The 23,441-nt window shown below is 73.1% G+C and carries 21 protein-coding genes; 9 read left to right on the forward strand and 12 right to left on the reverse strand.

From position 1 onward, the window contains the following. Positions 1-314 precede the first annotated feature (314 nt). Positions 315-1,553 carry a PAS domain-containing protein gene (locus tag ACZ4MH_RS19560; RefSeq protein WP_351588188.1) on the forward strand — a complete coding sequence of 413 codons (1,239 nt, stop codon included), beginning with the start codon at positions 315-317 and terminating at the stop codon, positions 1,551-1,553. 70 nt (positions 1,554-1,623) lie between these two features. Here the strand turns inward: ACZ4MH_RS19560 and ACZ4MH_RS19565 are convergent, their stop codons facing one another. Together ACZ4MH_RS19565 and ACZ4MH_RS19570 are read right to left on the reverse strand one after the other, a co-directional pair. Next, the gene (locus ACZ4MH_RS19565; protein WP_467754607.1) at positions 1,624-2,589 is read right to left on the reverse strand and encodes a SigB/SigF/SigG family RNA polymerase sigma factor; all 966 of its coding nucleotides are present in this window, start codon (positions 2,587-2,589) and stop codon (positions 1,624-1,626) included. A gap of 375 nt (positions 2,590-2,964) precedes the next feature. Next, positions 2,965-3,441: a GNAT family N-acetyltransferase gene (locus ACZ4MH_RS19570; RefSeq protein ID WP_351588193.1), complete on the reverse strand. Its 477-nt coding sequence runs from the start codon at positions 3,439-3,441 to the stop codon at positions 2,965-2,967. Between the two features lie 115 nt (positions 3,442-3,556). On the opposite strand from ACZ4MH_RS19570, the gene ACZ4MH_RS19575 reads away from it, so the two are divergent. The 4 genes from ACZ4MH_RS19575 to ACZ4MH_RS19590 all read left to right on the forward strand — a co-directional run bounded on the left by ACZ4MH_RS19575 (position 3,557) and on the right by ACZ4MH_RS19590 (position 7,000). Continuing rightward, a complete protein-coding gene (locus ACZ4MH_RS19575; protein WP_351588196.1) occupies positions 3,557-3,991 on the forward strand; it encodes a CBS domain-containing protein in 435 nt (144 codons plus the stop codon). A 149-nt stretch (positions 3,992-4,140) separates the two neighbouring features. After that, positions 4,141-5,622 carry a phosphatase PAP2 family protein gene (locus ACZ4MH_RS19580; protein WP_467754593.1) on the forward strand — a complete coding sequence of 494 codons (1,482 nt, stop codon included), beginning with the start codon at positions 4,141-4,143 and terminating at the stop codon, positions 5,620-5,622. Between the two features lie 133 nt (positions 5,623-5,755). Then, entirely contained in the window at positions 5,756-6,571 is an 816-nt protein-coding gene (locus ACZ4MH_RS19585; protein ID WP_351596678.1) for a class I SAM-dependent methyltransferase, read from the forward strand. A 75-nt stretch (positions 6,572-6,646) separates the two neighbouring features. Continuing rightward, positions 6,647-7,000, forward strand: coding sequence for a VOC family protein (locus ACZ4MH_RS19590; RefSeq protein WP_351596675.1), 354 nt, complete (start codon positions 6,647-6,649; stop codon positions 6,998-7,000). An 81-nt stretch (positions 7,001-7,081) separates the two neighbouring features. Here ACZ4MH_RS19590 and ACZ4MH_RS19595 read toward each other — a convergent pair whose 3' ends face one another. Together ACZ4MH_RS19595 and ACZ4MH_RS19600 are read right to left on the reverse strand one after the other, a co-directional pair. Then, on the reverse strand, positions 7,082-8,005 hold the full coding sequence (locus ACZ4MH_RS19595) for an NADP-dependent oxidoreductase (RefSeq protein WP_351596673.1): 924 nt from the start codon (positions 8,003-8,005) through the stop codon (positions 7,082-7,084). Positions 8,006-8,085: 80 nt separating this feature from the next. Then, entirely contained in the window at positions 8,086-10,143 is a 2,058-nt protein-coding gene (locus ACZ4MH_RS19600; protein WP_351596670.1) for a DUF5107 domain-containing protein, read from the reverse strand. 263 nt (positions 10,144-10,406) lie between these two features. Between ACZ4MH_RS19600 and ACZ4MH_RS19605 the strand changes: the two genes are divergently transcribed. Then, the gene (locus tag ACZ4MH_RS19605) at positions 10,407-10,742 is read left to right on the forward strand and encodes a DUF6204 family protein (protein WP_351596690.1); all 336 of its coding nucleotides are present in this window, start codon (positions 10,407-10,409) and stop codon (positions 10,740-10,742) included. A gap of 24 nt (positions 10,743-10,766) precedes the next feature. Here ACZ4MH_RS19605 and ACZ4MH_RS19610 read toward each other — a convergent pair whose 3' ends face one another. Then, positions 10,767-11,360, reverse strand: a complete 594-nt coding sequence (locus ACZ4MH_RS19610) for a GNAT family N-acetyltransferase (RefSeq protein WP_351596668.1) — start codon at positions 11,358-11,360, stop codon at positions 10,767-10,769. Positions 11,361-11,498: 138 nt separating this feature from the next. Further along, the gene (locus ACZ4MH_RS19615; protein WP_351596665.1) at positions 11,499-12,902 is read right to left on the reverse strand and encodes a CoA transferase; all 1,404 of its coding nucleotides are present in this window, start codon (positions 12,900-12,902) and stop codon (positions 11,499-11,501) included. Between the two features lie 299 nt (positions 12,903-13,201). On the opposite strand from ACZ4MH_RS19615, the gene ACZ4MH_RS19620 reads away from it, so the two are divergent. Next, a complete protein-coding gene (locus tag ACZ4MH_RS19620) occupies positions 13,202-14,464 on the forward strand; it encodes a cytochrome P450 (RefSeq protein ID WP_467754594.1) in 1,263 nt (420 codons plus the stop codon). A gap of 158 nt (positions 14,465-14,622) precedes the next feature. Continuing rightward, on the forward strand, positions 14,623-14,829 hold the full coding sequence (locus ACZ4MH_RS19625; RefSeq protein ID WP_351596662.1) for a ferredoxin: 207 nt from the start codon (positions 14,623-14,625) through the stop codon (positions 14,827-14,829). 30 nt (positions 14,830-14,859) lie between these two features. Here ACZ4MH_RS19625 and ACZ4MH_RS19630 read toward each other — a convergent pair whose 3' ends face one another. Further along, positions 14,860-16,656, reverse strand: a complete 1,797-nt coding sequence (locus ACZ4MH_RS19630) for a CocE/NonD family hydrolase (protein WP_467754608.1) — start codon at positions 16,654-16,656, stop codon at positions 14,860-14,862. A gap of 136 nt (positions 16,657-16,792) precedes the next feature. Next, the gene (locus ACZ4MH_RS19635) at positions 16,793-17,659 is read right to left on the reverse strand and encodes an alpha/beta fold hydrolase (protein WP_351596656.1); all 867 of its coding nucleotides are present in this window, start codon (positions 17,657-17,659) and stop codon (positions 16,793-16,795) included. A gap of 64 nt (positions 17,660-17,723) precedes the next feature. On the opposite strand from ACZ4MH_RS19635, the gene ACZ4MH_RS19640 reads away from it, so the two are divergent. Then, on the forward strand, positions 17,724-18,077 hold the full coding sequence (locus ACZ4MH_RS19640) for a MerR family transcriptional regulator (RefSeq protein ID WP_351596653.1): 354 nt from the start codon (positions 17,724-17,726) through the stop codon (positions 18,075-18,077). Between the two features lie 21 nt (positions 18,078-18,098). Here ACZ4MH_RS19640 and ACZ4MH_RS19645 read toward each other — a convergent pair whose 3' ends face one another. The 4 genes from ACZ4MH_RS19645 to ACZ4MH_RS19660 all read right to left on the reverse strand — a co-directional run bounded on the left by ACZ4MH_RS19645 (position 18,099) and on the right by ACZ4MH_RS19660 (position 23,381). Then, positions 18,099-19,037 (reverse strand): S66 peptidase family protein, encoded by a 939-nt coding sequence (locus tag ACZ4MH_RS19645; RefSeq protein ID WP_351596650.1) that lies wholly within the window; start codon positions 19,035-19,037, stop codon positions 18,099-18,101. Further along, positions 19,034-21,052 carry a S9 family peptidase gene (locus ACZ4MH_RS19650; protein WP_351596647.1) on the reverse strand — a complete coding sequence of 673 codons (2,019 nt, stop codon included), beginning with the start codon at positions 21,050-21,052 and terminating at the stop codon, positions 19,034-19,036. The genes ACZ4MH_RS19645 and ACZ4MH_RS19650 overlap by 4 nt, the downstream gene beginning before the upstream one ends. 90 nt (positions 21,053-21,142) lie before the next feature. After that, a complete protein-coding gene (locus ACZ4MH_RS19655; protein WP_467754609.1) occupies positions 21,143-22,543 on the reverse strand; it encodes a M20/M25/M40 family metallo-hydrolase in 1,401 nt (466 codons plus the stop codon). Positions 22,544-22,547: 4 nt separating this feature from the next. Continuing rightward, positions 22,548-23,381 (reverse strand): M55 family metallopeptidase, encoded by an 834-nt coding sequence (locus ACZ4MH_RS19660; RefSeq protein WP_351596641.1) that lies wholly within the window; start codon positions 23,379-23,381, stop codon positions 22,548-22,550. Positions 23,382-23,441 lie beyond the last annotated feature (60 nt).

Consider the following 23,441-nt stretch of genomic DNA (forward strand, 5'->3'; position numbering starts at 1 on the left):
TCGGTCCTCGGTCGGTGCCCCCGGGCCGGCGGTGCGGCAGTGCAGTTCAGCAGAGGCTGTGCCGCGGCCGGCCCGCATATGTCGGAGGCCCGGCCCGTAGGGAGTCGGATGCCCGGCGGGCGGGCGCGGAAAACGCCGGTATCCCGTCGTTCGGGAGGCGGTTTCCCGGGACCGGCCCGCACGTCCCGTCCCGCACAGAACGACCTCCGTTCATTGCGGTATGACCTCTGCTCTTTCCGGACGTCATGGGGCTCTTCCGGACGTGATGGCTTCCGGGCGGAGCCGGTAGCGGCGGGTCCGGATACGGTGTGGGCATGGCCGGGGTAGAGCAGTCAGCGGGCGGAGATCTCGCGGATTTCCGCAAGCGCGTGGAGGAGTTGCGGAGCGCGCGGGCGCTGCCGTCGCAGGAGCAGCAGCCGATGCTGGACGCTGCCCTTTTCGAGTTGCAGCACGTCGTCGACGTGCTGCTGCCGCGGTACGAGGGGCTGGCGGTGGCCGGCCGCAACAACGGCTCGCGGGCGGGGACGGAGGAGCAGCAGCTGCTGCGGGCGCTGTTCCAGCGGACGCCCTGCGTGGTCGCGCTGCTGGATCCGGACACCGTCGTGCGGCGGCTGAACTTCGCCGGGACGATCCTCTTCGGGATGCGCGCGGGGTACGCGACGGGGCGGCCGCTCACCGGCTCGCTGGCCCCCGAGGTGCGCGCGGCCTTCCGGTCCCAGGTCGCCGCCGTGGCCCGTAACGAAGGCGATCGCAGCATGATCGTCCGGCTGCTCCGCACGCCCGACGGGCCCGGCGAGCCGCTGCGCGTGACGATGACGGCGCTGCGCCCGCCGCAGGAGCCGGGCACGGCCGTGCTCACGGTCTTCCACACCGGGCGCGGCGCGTTCCCTTCGCACGAAATACCATCAATTAACGGGATATGGCTCGGCGATGAACAGCAGGGGGACAGCGGGGAGGGGCAGCGCGCGCACCTCGCGGAGGTGAAGCAGGGCGCCGAGCTGATGGACCTCCTCGACGACACGACCACCGCGCTGCTGTCCGGGCCGCCGGTGGGTCCGGCGCCGGACCCGGGCCTTCCCCCGGCGGCGGTGGAGCGGGCCGTGCGGGAGCTGACCGGCCGGTTCGCCGACTGGGTGGTACTGGACGAGACGGTGCCGGCGGAGGGGAACGGGCCGGACGGGCCCGGCGCCCTGCGCCGCACCCTGGTACTCGGCCCGGACGACAGCGAGGACCTCACCGCGGCGCTCACCGGGCAGGACCCGGCGCGGTGTCCGCTCGTCGAGGACGCGGCCCGCACCGGCGGCTCCTCCCTCCAGGTGCGGCCCGACGACGTGGCGGACTTCGGGCACGACGCACAGGGCGCGCCGCTGCTGGTACGCGCCTCGGTCACCTCCCTGTTGTGCGTGCCGCTGCGGGAAGCGGGCGGCCCCGTACGGGGTGTGCTCACGCTCTTCCGTACGGGGGCCCGCCGGGCCTTCAGCCTCGCGGAGGCCGGTGTCGTGGACCGGGTGTCGCGACACCTGGCACTGGCGCTGCGCGACACCCGGCCGTGAGCACGGCGCCCGTCCTGTGAGAGCAGGTGAGAACGGTACGGGCGCCGGTCCCGGCGTCAGGCGTCAGGCGTCAGGTGGCCGCGTACTCCTCCGGGCGGCCGCCGACCTGGTCGGCGAGGCGGCGGCAGGTCCGGCTGATGATCCGCGAGACGTGCATCTGGGAGATGCCGAGCCGGTCGGCGATCCGGCTCTGCGTCATGTCGCAGAAGAACCGCATGTAGAGGATCTCCCGCTCGCGCTCCGGCAGATTGCGCAGCTTGGGCTTGACCGACTCCCGGTCCAGCACGAGGTCGAAGCCGGACTCGGGGGCGCCGAGCGTGTCGGCGAGCGAGTAACCGTCGTCGGCGCCCGGCAGTTCGGCGTCCAGGGACAGCGTCGTAAAGCTCTCCAGCGCCTGGCTGCCGAGCAGCACCTCTTCCAGCGACATGCCGGTGTGGTCGGCGATCTCCTCGGGGCTGGGTCCGCGGTCGTCCACGCTGCGGGTCAGTTCCTGGCGCGCGGTACGGACGCGGTTGCGCAACTCCTGTACGCGGCGCGGTACATGCAGTCCCCACATGTGATCGCGGAAGTGCCGCTTGACCTCGCCCACGATGGTGGGCACGGCGAAGCTCTCGAACGCGCAGCCGCGCTCGGGGTCGTACCGGTCCACGGCCTTCACGAGGCCGAGCGCCGCCACCTGCTGGAGGTCCTCGGCGGACTCGCCGCGGTTGCGGAAACGGAGCGCGAGCCGCTCGGACATGGGCAGCCAGGCGCAGACGACGCGGCGCCGCAGCTCGTCCCGTTCGGGGCCTTCGGGGAGGGCGGACAGCCGCTCGAAGTCCGCCGCGGTGTCGGGTGCGTCGTGGTGGGAGTGGCGCCCCCGCTGCCGGCTGCCGCCACCCGGCGGGGCCTTGCCCGCCGTGACCCGACGCGGCTTCGTGCGGCGTACGGGCTTGCCGGGCGGCCGGCTCGGTGCCTGGTCGGGCCGCCGGCGCGCGGCGCGCTGCTCGGGCGTGGGTTCTATCGCGGTGTGCTGTTCTTCGGCCTGGGATGTCATGGGCATGGTCTGGGCTCCCTGATCCGTCGACTCAGAGTCCGTCAGATCCCGTGGAAGCGCGGCCAGGCAGGCGCGCCCGAGAAGCGTGAAAGGTCTTCCACGGGCGTGCCTCCGGTCCGAAGCACGGTTAGTCGCGTGCCCGGACGCCCCCTACGTAAACCCTTCCCCCTTCAAGTCCGTTGGGGCCGAGCGGTCCCGCGCCCGGACCGGAGGGGCCGCCGACCGGCCGTGCCTGGCGCCCAGGTAACCGCCCGCGCGCACCGCACACCACTCACTCCGTACGAATTCCGCCCGCCGGCCGCTCCACCGCCGGGCCGAGCCGCTTTTCAGCCCACCGTCCGGCGACCGGTCGTGGGTGCTTCGTAGTGGTGCTTCTCAGCGCCGTGGGGCTTCGTAGTGCCGTGGGGCTTCGTAGTGCCGTACGGTGACCGGCTCCGGCCCGCCCCAGTCCTGGCGTTCGGTGCGCACCGGCCGCCAGCCCCGCCGTTCGTACAGCGCGATCGCGGCGGAGTCCGTGGCGTTGACGGCCAGTACGGGCCGCAGCCCGCGCGCCGCCGCCTCGTCCGTCACGTGGCCCAGCAGGCGGTCGCCCAGGCCCCGGCCGCGCGCCGCCGGCGCGACGTAGAGCCGGTTCACCTCGCCCCCGCACAGCGCGGCGTGCCCCACGACGCGGCCGTCCGCGTCCTCGGCGACCCAGGCGCCGGTCAGCCCCTCCGGAGTCAGCCAGCCCGCCGGGTCGGCGGGCCAGGCGTACGGATAGCCGCTGTGCAGGTGCACCGCGCGCAGGATGCGTACACACGCGGGCAGGTCCCGCGCGCTGCGCCGTCTGATCATCGCGCCACGTCTGATCACCGGCCCATCGAACCACGCGAGGGGCATGGCCGGGAGCGTCTTGGGTACTGCTGCCAGCACTCCCCCTGCAGGAGGCCGGCCGTGAGAGCAGGAGAAGGAAGAAGGCGATCAGGCAATGGCACAGTTGGTACGGGAAGTCATGACGCCGGCCGTCACAGCCGTACATCCCGACGCTTCGCTGGTGGAGGCGGCTCAGCTCATGCGCGCGCACGACATCGGAGACGTCCTGGTGGCGGAGGGCGGCAAGCTGGTGGGCGTGGTCACAGACCGGGACATCGTGCTGCGCGCGGTGGCGGACGGGGTGGACCCGCTCAGCGTGCCCTGCCACTCGGTGTGCACCCCGGAACCGGTCACGGTCGGCCCCGAGGAGCCGGTCTCGGCGGCGGTGACGCTGCTGCGCCGGAACGCGGTGCGGCGGCTGCCGGTCGTCCAGGACGGCACGCCGGTGGGCATGGTCAGCATCGGTGACCTGGCGCGGGACCAGGACCCCGACTCGGCCCTGGCGGACATCAGCCGGGCCGCGCCGGACGGATCGCCGGGTCGGTGGTGATCCGTCCGGACGACGGGCCGTTACCGTCCGCACCGCCTGTGCCGTCTGTGCCACCTGTGCCGTCTGTGTGGTCTGTGGGGTCTGCGGTGACTCCTCCGGCAGACAGGCGCATACCGTCTGCGGTGGTCCCGCTGGGGTACATGTGGCTCATGCGCACTGTACTGAGTACGTGGGACCGCAGGACGTTCAACGGGGTCGCGACCCGGCACTGGCCCGGCGCCGAGCGGGTGCTGCCCAAACTGAGCCGCGCCGCCGACCACGGGCTGCTGTGGCTGGGCGCGGCGGCGGGAGCGGCGGCGCTGGGCGGGCGGCCCGCGCGCCGGGCCGCGCTGCGCGGCGTCGCCTCGCTGGCGGTGGCGTCCCTGACCGTGAACACCCTGGGCAAGCGCTCGGTACGCCGCGAGCGGCCGATCCTGGACGCCGTGCCGGTGATACGGCAGCTCGCGCGGCAGCCCTTCACCACGTCCTTCCCCTCCGGGCATGCGGCCTCGGCCACGGCGTTCGCGACGGGCGTGGCCTTCGAGAACAAGTGGTGGGGCCTGGCACTGGCACCGCTGGCCGCCTCGGTCGCCTTCTCCCGTGTCTACACCGGCGTGCACTATCCGGGCGACGTGCTGGCGGGCGCCGCGCTCGGCGCGGGCGCGGCCTTCGCCGTGCGCGGCTTCGCGCCGACCCGCGCGCAGATGGCGCCGCCCGCCCGGCCGCGCGCCGACGCGCCCGCGCTGCCGGACGGCGACGGGCTGTTCGTCGTCACCAACCAGGGCTCGGGCCAGCGCACCGGCGCGCACAGCGACCAGACCCCGGTCATCCACGACGTGCTGCCGCGGGCCGAGGTGACCGAGTGCGGCCACCAGGGCGCGGAGCCGCTGGACAAGGCGCTGCGGGCCGCGGCCGAGCGGGCCGCAGAACGCGGGGGCGCGCTCGGCGTGCTGGGCGGGGACGGCACGATCAACGCGGCGGCGGCGGTCGCGGCACGGCACGGCGTACCGCTGGCGGTACTGCCCGGCGGCACGCACAACCACTTCGCGTACGACCTGGGCGTGGAGACCGTGGCCGAGGCGGCCCGGGCGGTGCAGACCGGTGAGGCCGTCGCGGTGGACCTCGCGCGGTTCCGCACGGGGCCGCGGCAGGAGCCGACGCACTTCCTGAACACCTTCTCGATCGGCGCCTACCCGGAGCTGGTGCGGATCAGGGAGGAGTGGGCCGGAAAGATCGGCGCCTGGCCGGCCGGAGTGCTGGCCGCGTGGCAGGTGCTGCGCACCGCGGAGCCGGTGACCGTGGAGGTCAACGGCCGACGGCGCGAGCTGTGGACGCTGTTCGTGGGCAACTGCTCTTACCGGGGGCTCGGTTCGGCCCCGGTACGGCGGCACGACCTGGCGGACGGCGTGCTGGACGTACGGATGGTGCACGGCGGCCGGCTGGCCCGCACCCGACTGCTCACCGCGGCGCTGACGGGCGCACTGCGGCACTCCCCCGTCCTGAGCGAGGCACGGCTGCGGACGCTGCGGATCGGCGGCCTCGCACCCGGCACGGACCTCGCGTACGACGGCGAAGTAACCGCAGCAGCGCAGGAGTTGACGATCGACAAGGAGAACGAGGCGCTGGTGGTGTATCGGCTGCTTCCGGAGTGAGCCGATCACATCCTGAGACGGGGCTCTCATAATCCGAGATAGCGGCGTACGGTGTGATCACGGCGCGACCCCCGCGCCGTGACCGCATCGACGACCGCATTGACGACCGCATCGAGCATGCGAAGGAGCAGCCATGTCGCAGGAGTCCGCCGTCTACACCCACGGTCACCACGAGTCCGTACTGCGCTCGCACACCTGGCGCACAGCCGCCAACTCCGCGGCCTACCTGCTGGATTCACTCAAGCCGCACATGAAGATCCTGGACATCGGCTGCGGTCCCGGCACCATCACCGCCGACCTGGCGGCACTGGTGCCGGACGGCTCGGTGACCGGCCTGGAGCACGCGCCGGGCGTACTGGAGCAGGCCCGGGCCGTCGCGGACGACCGCGGCCTGACCAACGTCCACTTCGCGGTCGGCGATGTCCACGCACTGGACTACCCGGACGACACCTTCTGCGTCGTCCACGCCCACCAGGTCCTGCAGCACGTCGGCGACCCCGTACAGGCGCTGCGCGAGATGCGCCGGGTCACCAAGCCGGGCGGGATCGTCGCGGTACGGGACGGCGACTACGCCACCATGACCTGGTACCCGTCGGTCTCCGGCATGGACGAGTGGCTCGACCTGTACGAGCGGGTGGCCCGCGCCAACGGCGGGGAGCCGGACGCCGGGCGGCGGCTGCGCTCCTGGGCGCTGGCGGCGGGGTTCGCCCCGGAGGCCGTCACGGCGACGGCGAGCGCGTGGTGCTACGCGACGCCGGAGGAACGCGCCTGGTGGAGCGACCTGTGGGCGGAGCGCACGCTGTCCTCGTCGTACGCACGGCGGGCGACCGAAGGCGGGCACGCCACCGAGGCGGAGCTGCGGGCGATCAGCGCCGCCTGGCGCGAGTGGGGCGCCCGGGAGGACGGCTGGTTCTCCATGCTGCACGGAGAAATCCTGTGCCGCGTGTGAGGACCTTCCGGAGGTCCTTTTGGCGGCTTCGTCGGATGATCGCGCTGTCCGGCCACGCCAACTAGGCTCCTCCGCATGGACATTCTCGGTACCTCACTGCGCGTGTGCGTCGACGACCTGGACACCGCGATTCCCGTGTACGAACGGCTGACGGGCGCGCAGGCGCAGCGCTTCCAGCGCGGTGGCGTGTCCGTCGCCGCGGTCGGCTGCTTCTTCCTGATGAGCGGCCCCGAGGCGGAGCTGTCCGTACTCCGCAAGATCACCGCGACGATCGCGGTGTCGAACGTGGACCAGGCGGTGGACGACCTGAAGGCGGTCGGCGGACAGGTCATCGCGGGCCCGCTCGCCGGCCCCGCCGGCCGCAACATGGTGGCCCGCCACCCGGACGGCTCGATCTTCGAGTACGTGGACCGGGTGGCGATCACCTGACGGCGCCTCAGAGCCCGTGTTGTGTACGAGCTCGTTGTGTACGGGCTCGGCTTACACGGGCTCTCGGGGCAGGTCGTGATTTCAGGACACGTCGAGGACGATCTTGCCGCGGGCGCGGCCGGACTGGCTGCGGCGGAACGCCTCGGCGGCCTGGTCCAGCGGCAGTGCCGTGTCGATGGTGACGGTGAGCTTCCCGGCGTCGGCGAGCTCGGCGAGCGCGGTGAGGTCGGCGCTGTCCGGCCGCACCCACACGAGGTGGCCGCCCTTGCCGGTGACCTCGTTGTCGACGACCGACGCCACCCGTGCCGGGTCCTTCAGTACCTGCTGGGAGACGTCGACCGCGTCGCCGCCGACGAAGTCCGCCGCCGCGTCCACGCCGTCCGGGGCCAGCTCGCGCACCCGGTCGGCGAGGCCCTCCCCATAGGTCACCGGCTCGGCGCCCAGCGAGCGCAGGAAGTCGTGGTTGCGCTCGCTCGCCGTGCCGATGACCCGGGCGCCCTGTGCGACCGCGATCTGCACGGCGAACGCCCCGACGCCGCCCGCCGCCGCGTGCACCAGCACCGTGTCGCCGCGCCCCACGCCCAGCCGCTTGAGCGCCTGGTACGCGGTGAGCCCGGCCAGCGGGAGGCCGGCCGCCTGCCGCCAGTCCAGCGCGGCCGGCTTGCGCGCGAGGGTCCGCACGGGCGCGGCGACCAGCTCGGCGAAGGTGCCGTGCTGGACCTCGTCCTTGCGCACGTACCCCATGACCTCGTCGCCGACCTCGTATTCGGTGGCGTCCGCGCCGACCGCCTCGACGACGCCCGCCACGTCCCACCCGGGGATCAGCGGGAAGTGCACGTGCATGATCGGGTCGAGGTAGCCGGCGAGGATCTTCCAGTCGACCGGATTGACGCCGGCCGCCTTGACCCGGATCAGGACCGAGTCGGGCGCCACCTTCGGGTCGGGCTGGTCGGTGAGGGCGAGGACATCGGGGTCGCCATAGCTGTCGGTGGTGATTGCCTTCATGTTGCTGTGCAACGAGTGTCCCCGCCTGATCATTCCGTTCGCCGCGCGTACGGGTGACGAACGGCCCCGGGCGCCCTCTTTCAGGCCAGGCGCATACGGTACTCGTACCGCTCGGGGAGCGGATGATCCGCGCGGGCCCGGGCGCGTACCTCATCCATGACCGGGCCGTCGCCGGCGACGAGCCGTTCGGCGATCGCGTACCAGGTGTCACTCAGCGTCTCGTCGCCCTCCCGGAGGTCCGCGACCTCGAAGCCCTCGTCGAAGACCGCGCGGGCGCCGGCCACGTCGCCCTGTGCGAGCAGGACCTGAGCCGTCAGCAGGCGGAAGCGGCCGCGTGCGCGGTCCGCCGGGCTCAGCCGGGCGAGGACGGACGCCGCGTCGTCGGCGCGGTCCGCCGCGATCAGCGCGGGCACCGCCTCCCGGGCGAGCGCGGGCAGTACGGTGCGCCGCACCTCCGCGGTGTCCTCGGCCGCGCACGCGACGGCTTCGGCGTACCGCTGCGCCGCCCGGGCCGTCTCGCCCGCCGCGGCCTCCGCGACCGCCAGGCAGTACAGCGGCCAGCAGCTGCGGCCGCGGGAGAGCGCGCGTTCCCAGCTGCGGACGGCCTGGGCGCGGTCGCCCGCGTGCCATTGGGCGACGCCCAGGTGGTAGTCGGAAGCGGGGCTCGGGCGCGCGGATTCGAGAAGGTCGCGCCAGGGTGGGGCGACCAGCGACGCGCCCGGCAGACCCGGCCCTTCCGGGTGCCCGTCCGGGTGCCCGCCCCGGTGTCCCTCCGGGTTTCCCTGCGGGAGATCGCCGGTGCGCAGCAGTTCCAGCCAGGGCCGTTGTTCCTCGCCCAGGGTGTCCTCGGTGAACGGCGTGCCCGGCAGGTCGTACCCGGCGCGGGCCACCTCCAGCGCGCCCCAGCCGGAGCCGGTGGCGAGCCGCTCCTTCGGTTCGAGGTCGGCGTACGGCCGCCAGGCGGCGTACGCGGCTTCCACGTCGGCGCGCGGCAGCGCCGTTTCGAGCCGGTCCGCGACCTCACCACGGGCCGCGCTCCAATCCGCCCCGTGCACCGCTTCCGGGTCGGCGGCCAGCGGCCCGTACGCCTCCAGCCACGCGAACTCCGCGCCCGCGTCGAGGGGTACGTGCTCCAGCTGGGTGCGCGCGAGCCCGGCCTGGATCTCCGCGTACCCGGGGGTGCCCGGCTCGGTCAGCCACTCCTGCCAGTGCCGCCCGGCCCGGCCCGCGCCCCACAGGAACAGCTTGCGGCCGCGCAGGGTGTCGGTGGAGGTGTGCACGAGGCCGTGGCCGTCGGCGTCGAGGGAGGCGATCCAGCGGCGGTCGCCGGGCGCGATCTCGTAGAAGTAGTCGGCGGGGTACTCGCTGCGCAGCGGGTACGTGCGGTCGGCGCCGCCGGACTCGGGGACCGGGACGCGGCGCAGCGTGCGCTCGTACCCGAAGTGCCACGCCTCGTCGGCGGGGGCGAGAACGCGGGTGCGCGTGTCCTCGGGGACGGCGATGTTGGACCACCAGTAGACGGGCGCGGTGTGGTGGTGGGGGTTGAGAATGCGCACACCGACGTACAGGAAGTCGGAGCCGTCCGGGAGCCAGAGGTCGACCTGGAAGGGCAGGTCGCGCAGCCGCTCCCACTCCCACAGGCGCAGCATCTCGCCGCCGTCCGGTGCCGGCACCCGCGCGGCGTGCACGGGAGCGCAGGAGAGCGTGGTGTGCCCGGTCGCGCCGATGTTCCATTCGATGCCGCCGGAGAACCACGCGCCGTTGAGCGCGAAGTCGGCGGGCTGGAACACCGGGTTGCGGTAGAGCAGTTCGCGTCCTGTGGGCTTGTGGTGCAGCGAGTGGACGCGGCCGCCGAGGCCCGGCAGGACGGTGGCGCGCAGCCGGTCGTTCTCGATCACGAGCGCGTCGAGGTCGGTAGGGGTGCGGTCGCGGCCGTAACCGTCCCTGCGGCGTACGGGCAAGAGGGAGTCCAGCGGCCGGTAGGAGAGCTGCCGGGCCATGTCGGCGGGCACGCCCGCGTCCTGGGGGACGGTGATGCGGTGCACGTCACGGGGGCCGGCCAGCGCGGGCAGCGGGTTGTCGGGGCCGACGGCCGCCGCGGGCAGGGAGAGGGTGGTGCGTCGCACACTCGTGGCCACAGTGCCTCGCAGTCGGACGGGGCCGCCCTGGTCACGGCGGCCGTCTGGTGACCATGGAACCTGCTCCCGGCCGTACTGAACAGGGCGTCCTCCGGTCAGGGTTGCGCAAAAAACAGTTCGCGAACAACCCGAACAATTCGCGCGACACGGCGCCGGTGGATGATGGATGCTGGCCCCGTACACCGTATGACGCAGCCCGTATGCCGCTGGCGTGCGGCACGGCGAAGGCGAGGACGGACGAGATGGCCACGAGGACGGACGAGATGGCCGCCGAGCACACCTACCGCGTGATCGTGCGCGGCAAGTGGGACGGGCTGACCGAGGAGGCCGGAGCGCGGCTGCGGGCCGAGGCCGACGAGCAGGGCCTGGCGCAGCTGCAGTTCACGCCCGAAGGGGCACTCGCGTGCGACCCCTCGATGACATCCTTCGCCTACCGGTACGTCATCGTCTCGGACGCGGCGGACGGCGAAGAGATGGCGGCCGCGCTCGCCGAGGAGAAGGCCGAGAACGCGCTGCGCGCTGCCGGGTACGGCTACCGCGACCTGCGCTCCTCGGCCACGGACATGGACACGATGAAGATCAACCGGAAACGGCGCTGAGAGAGCGGGCCGGCGATGCGGGGATCACGGGCCTTCCGGGGGCATCATCTCGCTGGTGATGGCCCAGCGCTCGTGGTCCCGCCAGGCCCCGTCGATGAAGAGGAAGTCGGGCGAATAGCCCTCCTTCCGGAAGCCGTTGCGGCGGGCGAGCGCGATCGAGGCGGTGTTCTCCGGCTGGACGTTGACCTCGATGCGGTGCAGGCCGAGCGGCCCGAAGGAGTACCGCAGGATCAGCTGCAGCCCCTCGCTCATCAGCCCGCGGCCCGCGGCGTGCGCGAAGGCGCCGTAGCCGGCCGCGCCGCAGCGGAAGCCGCCCTGCACGATGTTGTTGATCGTGAGGTAGCCCGCGATCCGGCCGCCGTCCTGGAGGCCGCAGATCAGGAAGCCCGCGCGCGAGGGCTCCTGCAGCCGGGCGTAGTACGCGTCGTAGGACGACTCGTCGGCGGGCGGGAAGAGCCAGGGCCGGTGCAGCTCCGCGCTCTCCCGCGCCCGGGCGGTGAACTCCGCGCGGTCCGCCCGCCGGAACGGCCGGATGCCCACGCGGTGGCCGCGGGCGAGGTACGGGTCGGGCTGCCCCGCGGCGACGGACGCGGGCGCGGGGTGTCGGTCGTCGGCCATCATCGGATGATATCGGTCAGGTGTGCGGGGTGCGCTGTGCGTCCGGGGGGTGTGTCCCCGGAGCGCGTGCCCCCGGGGCCGACCGGGCCGGAAGCCCGGCTGTCCCCGAGGTCGGCAGCGGGGCCCGATCCCCGGTACTCACCACCACGTCGGCGCGTCGCTGCCCCAATTACTCGGCGGGCGCGACCAGTTGACCGGGCCATTGGCGAAGGAGACCGGCGGCAGGGCGTGCCGCAGCCGGCCCAGGGGGCTGTCGGCGTCGGCGAGCCGGGCCTCCGGGTCGAACGCGTCGGCGGTGCCGGGCGCGCGCCGCGGCAGGACGTCGGTGAGCAGCGCGGCGGTCTGCGTGAGGGCGAGTGTCGCCAGCCGCGAACCGCCCGTACGGGACCGCTCGGTGAGCGCCCGCAGCACCGCGGCGGCCAGCAGGTAGCCGGTGCCGTGGTCCAGCGCCTGGGCGGGCAGCACGCCGGGCATGCCGTCGGCCGCCGCCTCGGTCACGGCGATGCCGGTGGCGGCCTGGACGAGGCTGTCGAAGCCGCGGCGGCCGCCCCACGGGCCGTAGTCGCCCCATGCGGACAGCCGCGCGACAACGATGCCGGGGCGGCGCTCGGCGAGCGCTTCCGGGGCCAGCCCGAAGCGGTCCAGGGCGCCAGGGCGGTAGCCGGTGACGACCACGTCGGCGAGCGCGAGCAGCTCCTCGAAGGACGCCCGCCCGGCCCGCGCGCCGAGATCCAGTACGGCGGAACGCTTCCCGAAGCCGGTGTCGCCGTGCGTGTCCCGGCTCTCCGGCAGCCCTGGCGCGTCGATGCGCAGTACGTCGGCGCCGAGCAGCGCGAGCGTACGGGTGGCGACCGGCCCGGCGAGCACCCGCGTCAGGTCCAGTACGCGCAGCCCGGCGGCGGGCAGCAGGGGGTCGCCGGCCAGGCCCGGCGGCCGGACCGGCGGCGTGGCGGCGCCGAGCGGCGCGAGGGTGAGCAGCGGGCGGCGGGCCACGGCGGCGCCCTGCGGGTGGGCGGCCCACTCCTTGGCGTCCCGTACGGCGATGGCCAGGCCGCCCGCCGCGTACACGGTCTCCTCGACCTCCTCGGCGCTCCGCCCCGCGAGCTCGGCCGCGAGCGCCTCGGGTCCCGCGTCGCCGGGCAGACCGAGGGCGGCGAGCAGGCGGTCGCGGTGGTGCGGGTAGTTGGCGTGGGTACGCAGTCGGCCGTCGGCGGTGTGCCAGAAGCCGGAGAGCGGCGCGAAGGCCGTGGGCGCCCGGCCGTCGATGCGCAGGTGGCGTTCGCTGAGGAAGGCGGTGGCCACGGCGCCGTCGTCGACGGTCACGGCGGGCACGGGGCCGCCGGTGTGGGCCGCGGCGAGTTCCGCGCCGGCCAGTGCGCAGACCGCGACGGTCGTCCTGGCCAGGTCCATGACCGGCAGCCGCGCGGGCAGCAGCCCGCGCGCACCGGCGTAGCGCACCCGTCCGGTCAGTCCGGCCGGGCCGCCGAGCGCGGCCCAGACCGGGTCCGTCGCGTCACCTCGGTATCCCACGTCGTCGTTCATCCCGCCAGTGTGGCACTGAGTGCCATCTACGAGAAGAGTGCCGCTTCGGGTGGTGCGCGCGTCCGGAACGGCGCGAACCGCTCGCCGTATGCGACGCATCTCGGCCACGCCCGGCCCGTAGGCGCGGCCCCGCGGAGGGGTCGGCACCCCTTCCCCGCACCCCGCAAGGTGGCCGGCACCCGGGCCCCCTCCCGTACCCGCTGCTCAGCCGCCCCCTACCAGACGAGACCGCCAACTCGCGGCAATACCAACCCGCTTGGCCGAACTTCACGTAGCGACATCTACCGACATCGCATGAAATGAGAAGCAGCACATCCGAGTCACTGCACCGGAGGTACGCCGTGTCGGAAGCAATATCGGAAGCGGTGGCGGAAACGGTCGCGTTTCCGCAGGACCGCGCCTGTCCCTATCACCCGCCCACCGCCTATGAGCCCCTGCGCGAACAGGGGCCGCTCGCCCGTGTCCACCTCTACGACGGCCGGGAAGTGTGGGTCGTGACAGGGCACGCGGAGGCGCGCGCCCTGCTCACCGACCAGCGCCTGTCGTCGGACCGGCTCAACCCGGACTTCCCGATGCCCAACGCCCGCTTCGAGGCGCTGCGCAAGGAGCCGCGGAGCCGCGCCACGCTCCTCGGCGTCGACGACCCCGAGCACAACGTCCAACGCCGGATGCTGATCCCCAGCTTCGGGCTGAAGCGGATCGCGGCGATGCGACCGCGTATCCAGGAGATCGTCGACCGGCTGCTCGATGACATGGTGGCCGCCGGGCAGCCGGCCGAGCTGGTCTCGGCGTTCGCCCTGCCCGTGCCGTCCATGGTCATCTGCGAGCTGCTCGGCGTTCCGTACGCCGACCACGAGTTCTTCGAGGACGCGTCGCGGCGCCTGCTGCGCGGCCCGGCCGCGAGCGACTCCATGAAAGCCAGGAACGACCTGGAGGCGTACTTCGGCGGCCTGATCGCCCAGAAGGAGGCCGAGCCGGGCGACGGGCTGCTCGACGAGCTGATCGCCGACCGGCTGCGCACCGGCGACCTGCCGCGCGACGAGCTGGTCAACATGGCGATGATCCTGCTGGTGGCCGGGCACGAGACGACCGCCAACATGATCTCGCTGGGCACGTTCACGCTGCTCCAGCACCCGGAGCAGCTGGCGGCGCTGCGCGCCGACCCGTCGCTCATGCCCACCGCGGTCGAGGAGCTGCTGCGGTACCTGTCCATCGCGGACGGGATGCTGCGGGTGGCGACCGAGGACATCGAGGTCGGCGGCGTGACCGTGAAGGCCGGCGATGGCGTGGTGCTGTCCACCTCGCTCGTCAACCGTGACGAGACGGCGTACGACGCGCCGAACGAGCTGGACTGGGACCGCTCCGCCCGGCACCACGTCGCCTTCGGCTTCGGCATCCACCAATGCCTGGGCCAGAACCTCGCCCGTGCCGAGCTGGAGATCGCGCTGCACTCGCTCTTCGCCCGGTTCCCCGGCCTGCGCCTCGCGGCACCCGCCGAGGAGATCCCGTTCAAGCCCGGCGACACCCTCCAGGGCATGGTGGAACTCCCCGTCGCCTGGTAGTCGTTGACCCCGTAGAACCGCTCACCGCGCAGTACCGCAGACCCGCGTAGTACCGCTCACCGCTCCACCGGCCGGCCCCGTCCCCGACACGGCAGCACCACCACCGCGCCGGGCCGGCCCCTCCCCCACAAGCCACCCACGGACTCCAGGGACCGACCATGCCGACGACCCAGCACATCAGCATCGACAAGGACATCTGTATCGGCGCGGGCCAGTGCGCCCTCACCGCGCCCAAGACCTTCACCCAGGACGACGACGGCTTCAGTGCGCTGCTGCCGCGCGCCGAGGACGCCCCGGCCGACCCCCTCGTGCACGAGGCAGCCCGCGCCTGCCCGGTACAGGCGATCACGGTGGCGGAGGACTGACCCGCCCGCCTACTGGCTGCCGGCTACCGGCTACTGGCCCGCCAGCGGGAGTTCGAGCGTCCCCGTGTCGTTCGGCGCACTGGTGACCGTGACCGGCTTGATGCCGCGGTTGCCGTAGTACGCCGTGTCGCTCGCCGCGATGACGAACTGCAGGCGGTGGCCCGGCTGGTAGCGGTGCACGATGGCGGGCAGCTCGACGGTGAAAGGGCGGGTCGCGTCCGGCACCCGCGCGGGCGCCACGAGCCGGTGCACGAGCGTCTTGGAGCCGTCCGGCGCGATGTCGTACAGCTTGGCGAAGAGGACCAGCTTGTCGGCCGCGTCGCCGGAGTTCTGCACCCGCTCGGTGCGCGGCGAGACGACCTTCAGGGTCGCCTTCGGGGCGCCCACCACGTCGACGGGCGCGCCCTCGACCGGCTCGGAGGTCCACCCCAGGTAGCTGCCCTTGAGGTCGTACGGCTCGGGGTCCTTCAGCCCGATGAGCCCCGCCAGCGAGCTCTCCGAGTGGCTGGTGGGCAGTAGCCCGTTGCGGTATTCGCGGCTGCCGCGCGCCACCTTCGACCGGTTGTCGACGAGCTTGCCGTCGCCGGAGAGGTACAGCTTCCAGGCGTCGCCGCTCGCGGGGAAGGCGGCCGACGTGCCGTACGTCTGCCCGACCGGCATCCAGTCCCGGTAGTAGGCGAACGCGGGCCCGGTGTCGGTGCCCTTCTTGTGCTGGAGGTAGCGGTCGAACCAGGCCAGGATGCGCTGCCCGACGTAGCTGGTGTCCAAGTTGCCTTCGGCGAGATTCAGTTCGCCGGAGGCCGGGTCGGTCATGCCGCCGCTGTGGCCCCAGGACTGCCAGATCATCTTGGCCTCGGTGCCCTGCGCCGTGAGCGTCCGGTAGGTGGCCGCCGCCTCGTTGAGGTTGAACAGGCTGTCCGCCTGGCCCTGGACCAGCAGCGTCGGTGCCTTGACGGACTTCAGGTACGAGACGGGGCTGACGCTGCGCGCGTAGTCGAGGATCGACTGCTTACTGTCGTCGGTATACCGGCCCGAGTCCAGCCAGCGCTTGGTCTCGCACGCCTTGGCGACGAAGTGCAGACAGCCGGCGCCGCCGAGCCGGGACGGGTCCAGGCTCGGGTTCAGCAGCCCCTGCGCCTCGCCGATGAGGAAGAACCCGTTGGTCCACTGGTGCTTGTACGCACCGGGTACGTCGTTGCTGACGCTGCCCGCCGGCTGGTCGGCGTTGTTGGGGTCCAAGGCGTAGGCCAGGTCGTTCCAGGTGATCAGGGGGACGAGCGCGTCCACGCGGTGATCGACGGAGGCGGTGGCCAGCTGGATCGCGCCGCCGTACGACCCGCCGATCATCCCGACGCGCGGATCGGCACTCTTTCCGGCGCCGCTGTCCTTCGTGACGTAGTCGACGCGGGTGCCGTCGTCCGCCGTGCGCGTACCGGCGAGGAAGTCGATGAGCTGACTTGCCGCCTGACCGTCGATCCGCGGGTCGTCGAGCGAGACCGGGCAGCCGGACTTGCCGAAGCCCAGGCCGGAGTAGGCCAGGCCGACGTAGCCGCGCTCGGCGAAGGCCTTGGCGGTGGCGGCGGTCGAGCCGTCCGCCTTGCTGCCGCCGAAGCCGTTGGTGGTCAGCACGGCGGGCGCGGGGTGCGCCGCGTCGACGCCGGCCGGGCGGTAGAGATCGGCGTCCACCGTGCAGTCGCGGTCGCCGGCCCGCACGGTCAGCTTCAGGGCGGTGACGTCGTACGGATCGGCGACCGCGGCCGCCGGCGCCGCGAGCGCGAGGGGGCTTGCCAGAGAGACGGCTGCCAACAGGGCGAGGGACGTGCGCAGAACGGGGCGGGACACTGCTGGGTACACGCTGACCTCCACAGAGACACGCCATACCTACCAGTCAGTACGGCGCGCTCATGGTCCGGCATGCATTTCGGACATGTCAACGGTGGTGACAGAAGATATTACTTGCCAGTCAGTTACCGCTGGTCACGGGGGAGTTGACGGGCTCGGCAAGAGTGACCGGCGCGGGGAGAGCGCCGAGGAACTTTCGGACGTGCCGCAGCCACGTCGCGCGGTCGGCCTCGTTCAGGATGTGGGCCGCGCCGGGCAGCTCGATCAGCTCGGCGCCCGCGATGCCGGCCGCCAAGCGGTACGAGCTGTCCGGGAGGACCAGCCTGTCGCCCATCGGCGCCACCACCAGCGCGGGCGCGGACACCTTTCCGAGGTCCGCCCGGACGTCCACGCGGGACACCAGGTCGAAGTGGTCCACCATCCCCGGCGGCATCCCGTCCAGGGTCCGGTCCACCAGCGCGTCGAGATCGGACGGCGCCAGGTCCGCCAGGTCCGCCCGCGACAAGCACGACACGCAGGCGAGTCGGGCCACCTCTTCCCAACGGCCCGCATCTGCCAGGGACTTGATGAGGTTCGCGGCCAGCGCCAGAACCGGGTCCGCGACCGGGAACCCGGCGGTGAGGACGAGCGCCCTGACCCGTGCGGGATGCCGGGTGGCGACCCGGACGGCCACGGCGCTCCCGAGCGATTCGCCGAGTACGGCGAACGACTCCTGCCCCGCCGCGACAGCGGCGGCGACCAGCTGGTCGGCGAGTACGTCCAGATCCAGCGGCTCGGTGGCCACAGGCGAGCCGCCCGCACCCGGGTAGTGAGGGCCGATGAGGGTGTGGTCGCGGGCGAGATCGTCGAGGACCAGACCGAAGTTGCCCGCGATGCCACCACCGGCACCGTGCGCGAGCAGCAGCGCGGGACCGCTGCCCTGGACGACGACGTCGAGGTGAGGGGTGGGAAGGGCGTGCTGTGAGTGCTGTGAGTGCTCAGCGTTCATGGCGACGACGCTAAACTCTGACACCAATGTCAGAGTCAAGTAGCAGCGCCGGGAGGCGAACCACGTGCGGATGAAGGAGATGGTCCGGCGTACGGGAGTCCACGAGCGGCTGCTGCGCTACTACGAGCAGCAGGGCCTGCTGGCACCGCGGCGACTGCCGAGTGGTTACCGGGTCTACGACGAGGCGGACGTGGAAACGGTGCGCCGTATCCGATGCCTGCTGGCGGCGGGGCTCACGACCTCGCTGATCGCAGAGGTACTGCCCTGCGTCCGTACGGACGACGGCCGTCTCCTGCCCACCTGTCCGGATCTCGTCGCCCGGCTGGAGCAGGAACGGGAGCGGATCAGCCGCGCCATCGGCGAGCTGCAGGCGTCCCGCGCGATGCTCGACACGGTCATCGCCGCCAAGCCCGGCTGACGGCCCGCGCCGGCGGAGTCGTCAGGTCAGTGGTGGTACGTCGAACGTCAGGGTGCACGCGTCCGCGTCGAGTGTGGCCGGTACGCCCAGGGGTACCGTCAGTGCCGAGTCGCCGTGGCCGAAGCCGAATTCCTCGACGACCGGTACCCCGAGGCCGCCCAGCCGGTCCGTCAGTACCGCACGGACCCGCTCGTACGGGCCGCAGCGTGCCCAGGAACCGAGCAGGACGCCGGTCACGCCGGTCAGCGTGCCGGAGCGGAGCAGTTGGGTCAGCGCGCGGTCGATGGCGTACGGCGCCTCGCCCACGTCCTCCAGCAGCAACAGGCCACCCGCCGCGTCCGGCCGGGCGCCCGGCGTGCCCGTCTCGCTCGCGAGCAGCGCCAGGCAGCCGCCGAAGGTGACGCCGCGCGCCCGGCCCGGTATCAGCGTGCGCGCCGTGCCGGGGGCCAGGGTCGTGACGGCCGGGTCCTCGGGGGTGAAGAGCGTGCGTCGCAGGTGGTCCCGGGTCGGCTCGTCCTTGAGGAAGATCTCGCCGGCCACCGCCGGGCCGTGCAGGGTCGCCACCCCGGCACGCAGCGCGAACGCCTCGTGCAGGACGGTCACATCGCTGAAGCCGATCAGCGGCTTGGGCGGCGCCGCCCGTATCGCCTCCCAGTCCAGCAGGTCGACCATGCGCTGGGCTCCGTACCCGCCGCGCGCCGCGAACACCGCCGCCACCGCCGGGTCGCACCAGGCGTCCTGGAGGTCGCGCGCGCGGCGCTCGTCCGGCGCCGCGAGGTACGTCAACTCCCCGTGTCCGGCGCGGACATGCGGCACCAGTACCGGGTCGAGGTCCCAGCCGCGCAGGATGTCGAGGCCGGCGTCCAGCCGCTCGGAGGCGACCGGGCCGCTCGGCGCGACGACGGCCACCCGGTCGCCGGGCCGGAGCCGGGGCGGCCGGATCCCCCGCAGCACGGTCATTTGCCCAGTTCCAGCGTCGGCACGTCCGTACGCGCGATGCCGAAGGTCTGCGCGTACAGGGACAGTTCGGCCTCGACGGCGCGCACGATGGTGTCCTCTCGGCGGAAGCCGTGGCCCTCGCCCTCGAAGGACAGATACGCGTGCGGGATGCCGCAGCGGGCGACCTCGGCGAGGAACCGCTCGGCCTGCGCGGGCGGGCAGATCACGTCGTCCAGGCCCTGGAGCAGCAGGAACGGCGCGGAGATCCGGTCCGCCTGATGCAGCGGCGAGCGGTCGCGGTACCGGTCGGGGACCTCGGCGAGCGGGCCGACCAGCGACTCCAGATACTGCGACTCGAAGTCGTGGGTCTCGCCGCCGGCCCAGGCCGCCAGGTCCAGTACCGGATAGCTGATCGTGCCGCAGGCGTAGAGGTCGGTGCCGGTCAGCGAGGCCGCGGTGGTCCAGCCGCCGGCGCTGCCGCCCCGGATCGCGAGCCGGGAGCGGTCGGCGGTGCCCTCGTCGGCCAGCGCCCGGGCGACCGCGGCGCAGTCCTCGACGTCCACCACGCCCCACTGCTCGCGCAGCCGCTCGCGGTACTCCCTGCCGTACCCCGTCGAGCCGCCGTAGTTGACCTCCGCCACGCCGAAGCCGCGCGAGGTGAAGTAGGCAATCTCCAGGTCGAGGACGAGCGGGGCGTGGCCGGTGGGGCCGCCGTGCGCCCACACCACGAAGGGGGCCGGCTCGCCGTCCGGCGGAGCGTGGGTGGGGCTGTGCGGCGGGTGGACGTGGGCGTGGATGTCCCGGCCGTCGGGGCCGGTGAACGTGCGGATCTGCGGCTCGGGGTAGTACGCGGGGTCCAGCGCGTCGACGTGCCGGGCGGCGATCACCCGCGAGCGGCCCGTCAGCGTGTCCAGCTCGACGATCTCGTACGCGCTGCGCGGACTGGCGGCGATGCCGATGACGCGGGTGCCGTGCACGGCGAGCGAGGGGGCCCACTCCGTCCACGGCCCGACCGCGTCGACCAGCTCGCCGGCGACCGGGTCCAGTATGCCGAGGCAGTTCGTGCCGTGGCCGTGGAGCGTGGCGATGGTGCCGCCCTCCAGCGGCAGGAACCAGCGCAGCCCGACCTTCCACAGCGGCCCGCCGAACTCCTCCCGCTGGACCGGATACAGGCGCCGGCCGGTCACCGTGCCGTCCCCCGCTCCCGCTCGTACCGCCGCCGGGTCCGGGTCGGCGCTCCGCAGCTCCCACCAGCCGTCGGTGTCCGAGACGTACAGCAGTGAGCCGTCCGCCGCCCACTCGATCTGCGCGACGGACTCGTCCTCGCCGCCGACCAGGGCGCGGGCGCCGGTGAACGCGCCGTCCTCCGTCACCTCGGCGACCATGACGACCGTGCCGTCCCACGGCATACGGGGGTGGTCCCAGGCGATCCAGGCGGCGCGGCGGCCGTCCGGGGAGAGCCGCGGCCCGGTGACGAAGCGGTGCCGGTCGTCACTCAACTCCCGTATGGCGCCCCGGTCTTGTGCGGCCGAGCCGTCCAGCGGCACGGCGGCGATCACCCGGCGCACGTCGGTCGGCCCCTCGCCCGTGAACTCCTCCAGCACGCACCACACTTCGCCGCGCTCCGGCAGCACGACCGGGTCCACCCACCGCAGGCCGCCGCCGACGGCGGAGACCGGAGTGAGCGGGCGCGGCTCGCCGCCGCCGTCCGGCGCGTACGCGTACAGCCGCTGGTCGGCGAAGTGGACGAAGACGACGAGGGGCGCGCCGTCCGCGTCCGGGGCGCCGGCCCAGGGCTGGCCGCCGTACTCGATGACCCGGCTGCGGACGTTCCACGGCGGGGGCAGCACCGACTCCTCCGCGCCCTCCGGCGTGCGCCGGACGAGCGCCCGGCGGCCGCCCTCCTCGGGGCGCGGCTCGGTCCACCACACCTCGTCGCCCACGACGCCGAGGTACTCGGGGCGGCCGTCGTGGGCGGCGACCAGCCGGGCGTCGATGGGCGACGGCCAGGCTCCGTAGGGCGCCGTGGTCACCATGGCGGTGTTCCTCTCAGTCCGTTCGGTCAGTCCGGTCCATGTCAGCGGCGCCCGGGCCGGGGCGCTCACCCCCGGTCCGGCCCGACGCGGTCACCCCGTGCTGCGCACCAGGAAGTCGTCCAGTACCCGCACGCCGAAGTGCAGTGCCTCCACCGGCACCCGCTCGTCGACGCCGTGGAAGAGCGCCTGGTAGTCGAAGCCCTCGGGCAGCTTGAGGGGCGAGAAGCCGTACCCCATGATGCCCAGCCGGGAGAACTGCTTGGCGTCCGTGCCCCCCGACATGCAGTACGGCACGACCTTTGCCTGCGGGTCGAAGCGCTCGATCGAGGCCCGCATCGCGGCGTACGTCGGCGCGTCCACCGGGGCCTGCAGCGCCACCTCGCCGTGGTGGAACTCCCACTCCACATGGGGGCCCGTGAGCCGGTCGAGGGTGGTGCGGAACTCCTCCTCGCCGCCGGGCAGCACCCGCCCGTCCACGAAGGCGGTGGCGCTTCCCGGGATCACATTGACCTTGTAACCGGCGTCCAGCATCGTCGGGTTGGCGCTGTTGCGCACGGTCGGCGCGACCAGATCGGCGGCCGGGCCGAGCGCGGCGAGCAGCGCGTCGACGTCGCGCGCGAGGTCGTGCGGATCGGTGGCGTCCAGCCGGGCCTCGACGCCGTGCAGCGCGGCCAGCTCGCGCAGCGCGGCGCGGACGGTGGGGGTGAGCCGCACCGGCCACTCGTGCTCGCCGATGCGGGCGATGGCGGCGGCGAGCCGGCTCACCGCGTTCGCGCCGTTCACCTTGGAGCCGTGGCCCGCCGTGCCCGTCGCCGTCAGCTTCAGCCAGGCCGTGCCCCGCTCCCCCGCCGCGATGGGGTACAGCTGCATCCCGTCGCCCGCGTGGAAGGTGAAGGCGCCCGACTCGCTGATGCCTTCGGTGCACCCTTCGAAGAGGCCCGGATGCTCGTCGGCGAGGAAGCCGGAGCCGTCCTCGGCGCTGGCCTCCTCGTCCGCGGTGAAGGCCAGCACGATGTCCCGCCGAGGCCGGACGCCGGCCCGCGCCCAGGCCCGCACGGCGGCCAGCACCATCGCGTCCATGTTCTTCATGTCGATCGCGCCGCGGCCCCAGACGACGCCGTCCCGAATCTCGCCGGAGAACGGGTGCACGCTCCAGTCGTGCGGCGCGGCGGGCACCACGTCCAGATGGCCGTGCACCAGCAGCGCGTCGGCGCCCGGATCGCTGCCCTCGATACGCGCCACGACGTTCGTCCGGCCCGGGCTGCGCTCCAGCAGGGTGGGCTCGATCCCGGCCTCGGCCAGCCGCTCCGCGACGTACTCGGCGGCCGGGCGCTCCTGGCAGTCCCCGCTCCCGCGGTTCGTGGTGTCGATGCGGATCAGCTCGGAGGTGAAGCGGACCACTTCGTCCAGCGCCTGGGCATCCACCGCGCTGTCCCGGCGGATGCCCGGCGCGGGTCTTTCGCCCGCGATCGCGTCCTCCACATCGATCATCTGCTCAGCCATACTGCTCCTCCACGGCGGACGAGACGAGGGTGGTGACCGCCTTGAAGCAGCGGATACCTTCGTACATGGTCGGGCTTTCGTAGCTGACGCGGCGGGTGCCGCTGCGCTCCACGCCCGGCACGCAGGTGGCGGCGCCCACCAAGTGCTCGGCGTCGAACTCCACTTCCACGGTGAACGGACCACGCCGCACGGGCTCGTGCCGCCGCGCCAGCGCCGCCGCTTCCCGGGCCGCGGCCCGGATGTCCGCGGCCGTGCGCGCGGGCGGCCGACAGACCGCCGCATACCGCGACACATAGTCCTTCACTGCGATGCCCCGCGCCCCGGGTGCGTACCCCTTGGCGTCCTCGCACGTCCGGTCGTCGCCGGTCACCAGGACCACCGGCACGCCGTACTCCGCGACCACGAGCGCGTTCAGATAGCCCTCGCTCGCCGGGGTCCCGTCGACCCATACGCCCGTGATCGAATTGGCGAGGTAGGTGTGCGCCAGCACGCCTTCCGTACCGGCGCCCGTGTGATAGCCGACGAAGGCTATGCCGTCCACGTCGCCGTGCTGCACGCCCTCGACCATGCTCAGCGACTTGTGCCGCCCGGTCAGCATCTGCGCCCGCTCGTCCAGCTGCTCCAGCAGCAGATTGCGCATCGTCCAATGCGCCTCATTGACGAGCACGTCGTCGGCGCCGCCGTCGAAGAATCCGGCGATCGCCGCATTGACGTCGGAGGTGAACAGGTGACGGCAGCGCTCCCACTGACTCGTCCCCGGCAGCACATCCGCAGGCCAGGTCACGCCGGTGGCGCCTTCCATGTCCGCGGAAATGAGGATCTTCATGAGCCGCACGTTACGCGACCGCGCAGGCTCCGACCATGCCTGTGGATAACTCCGGAGGTC

The organism is Streptomyces sp. NPDC026301, from assembly GCF_055567935.1.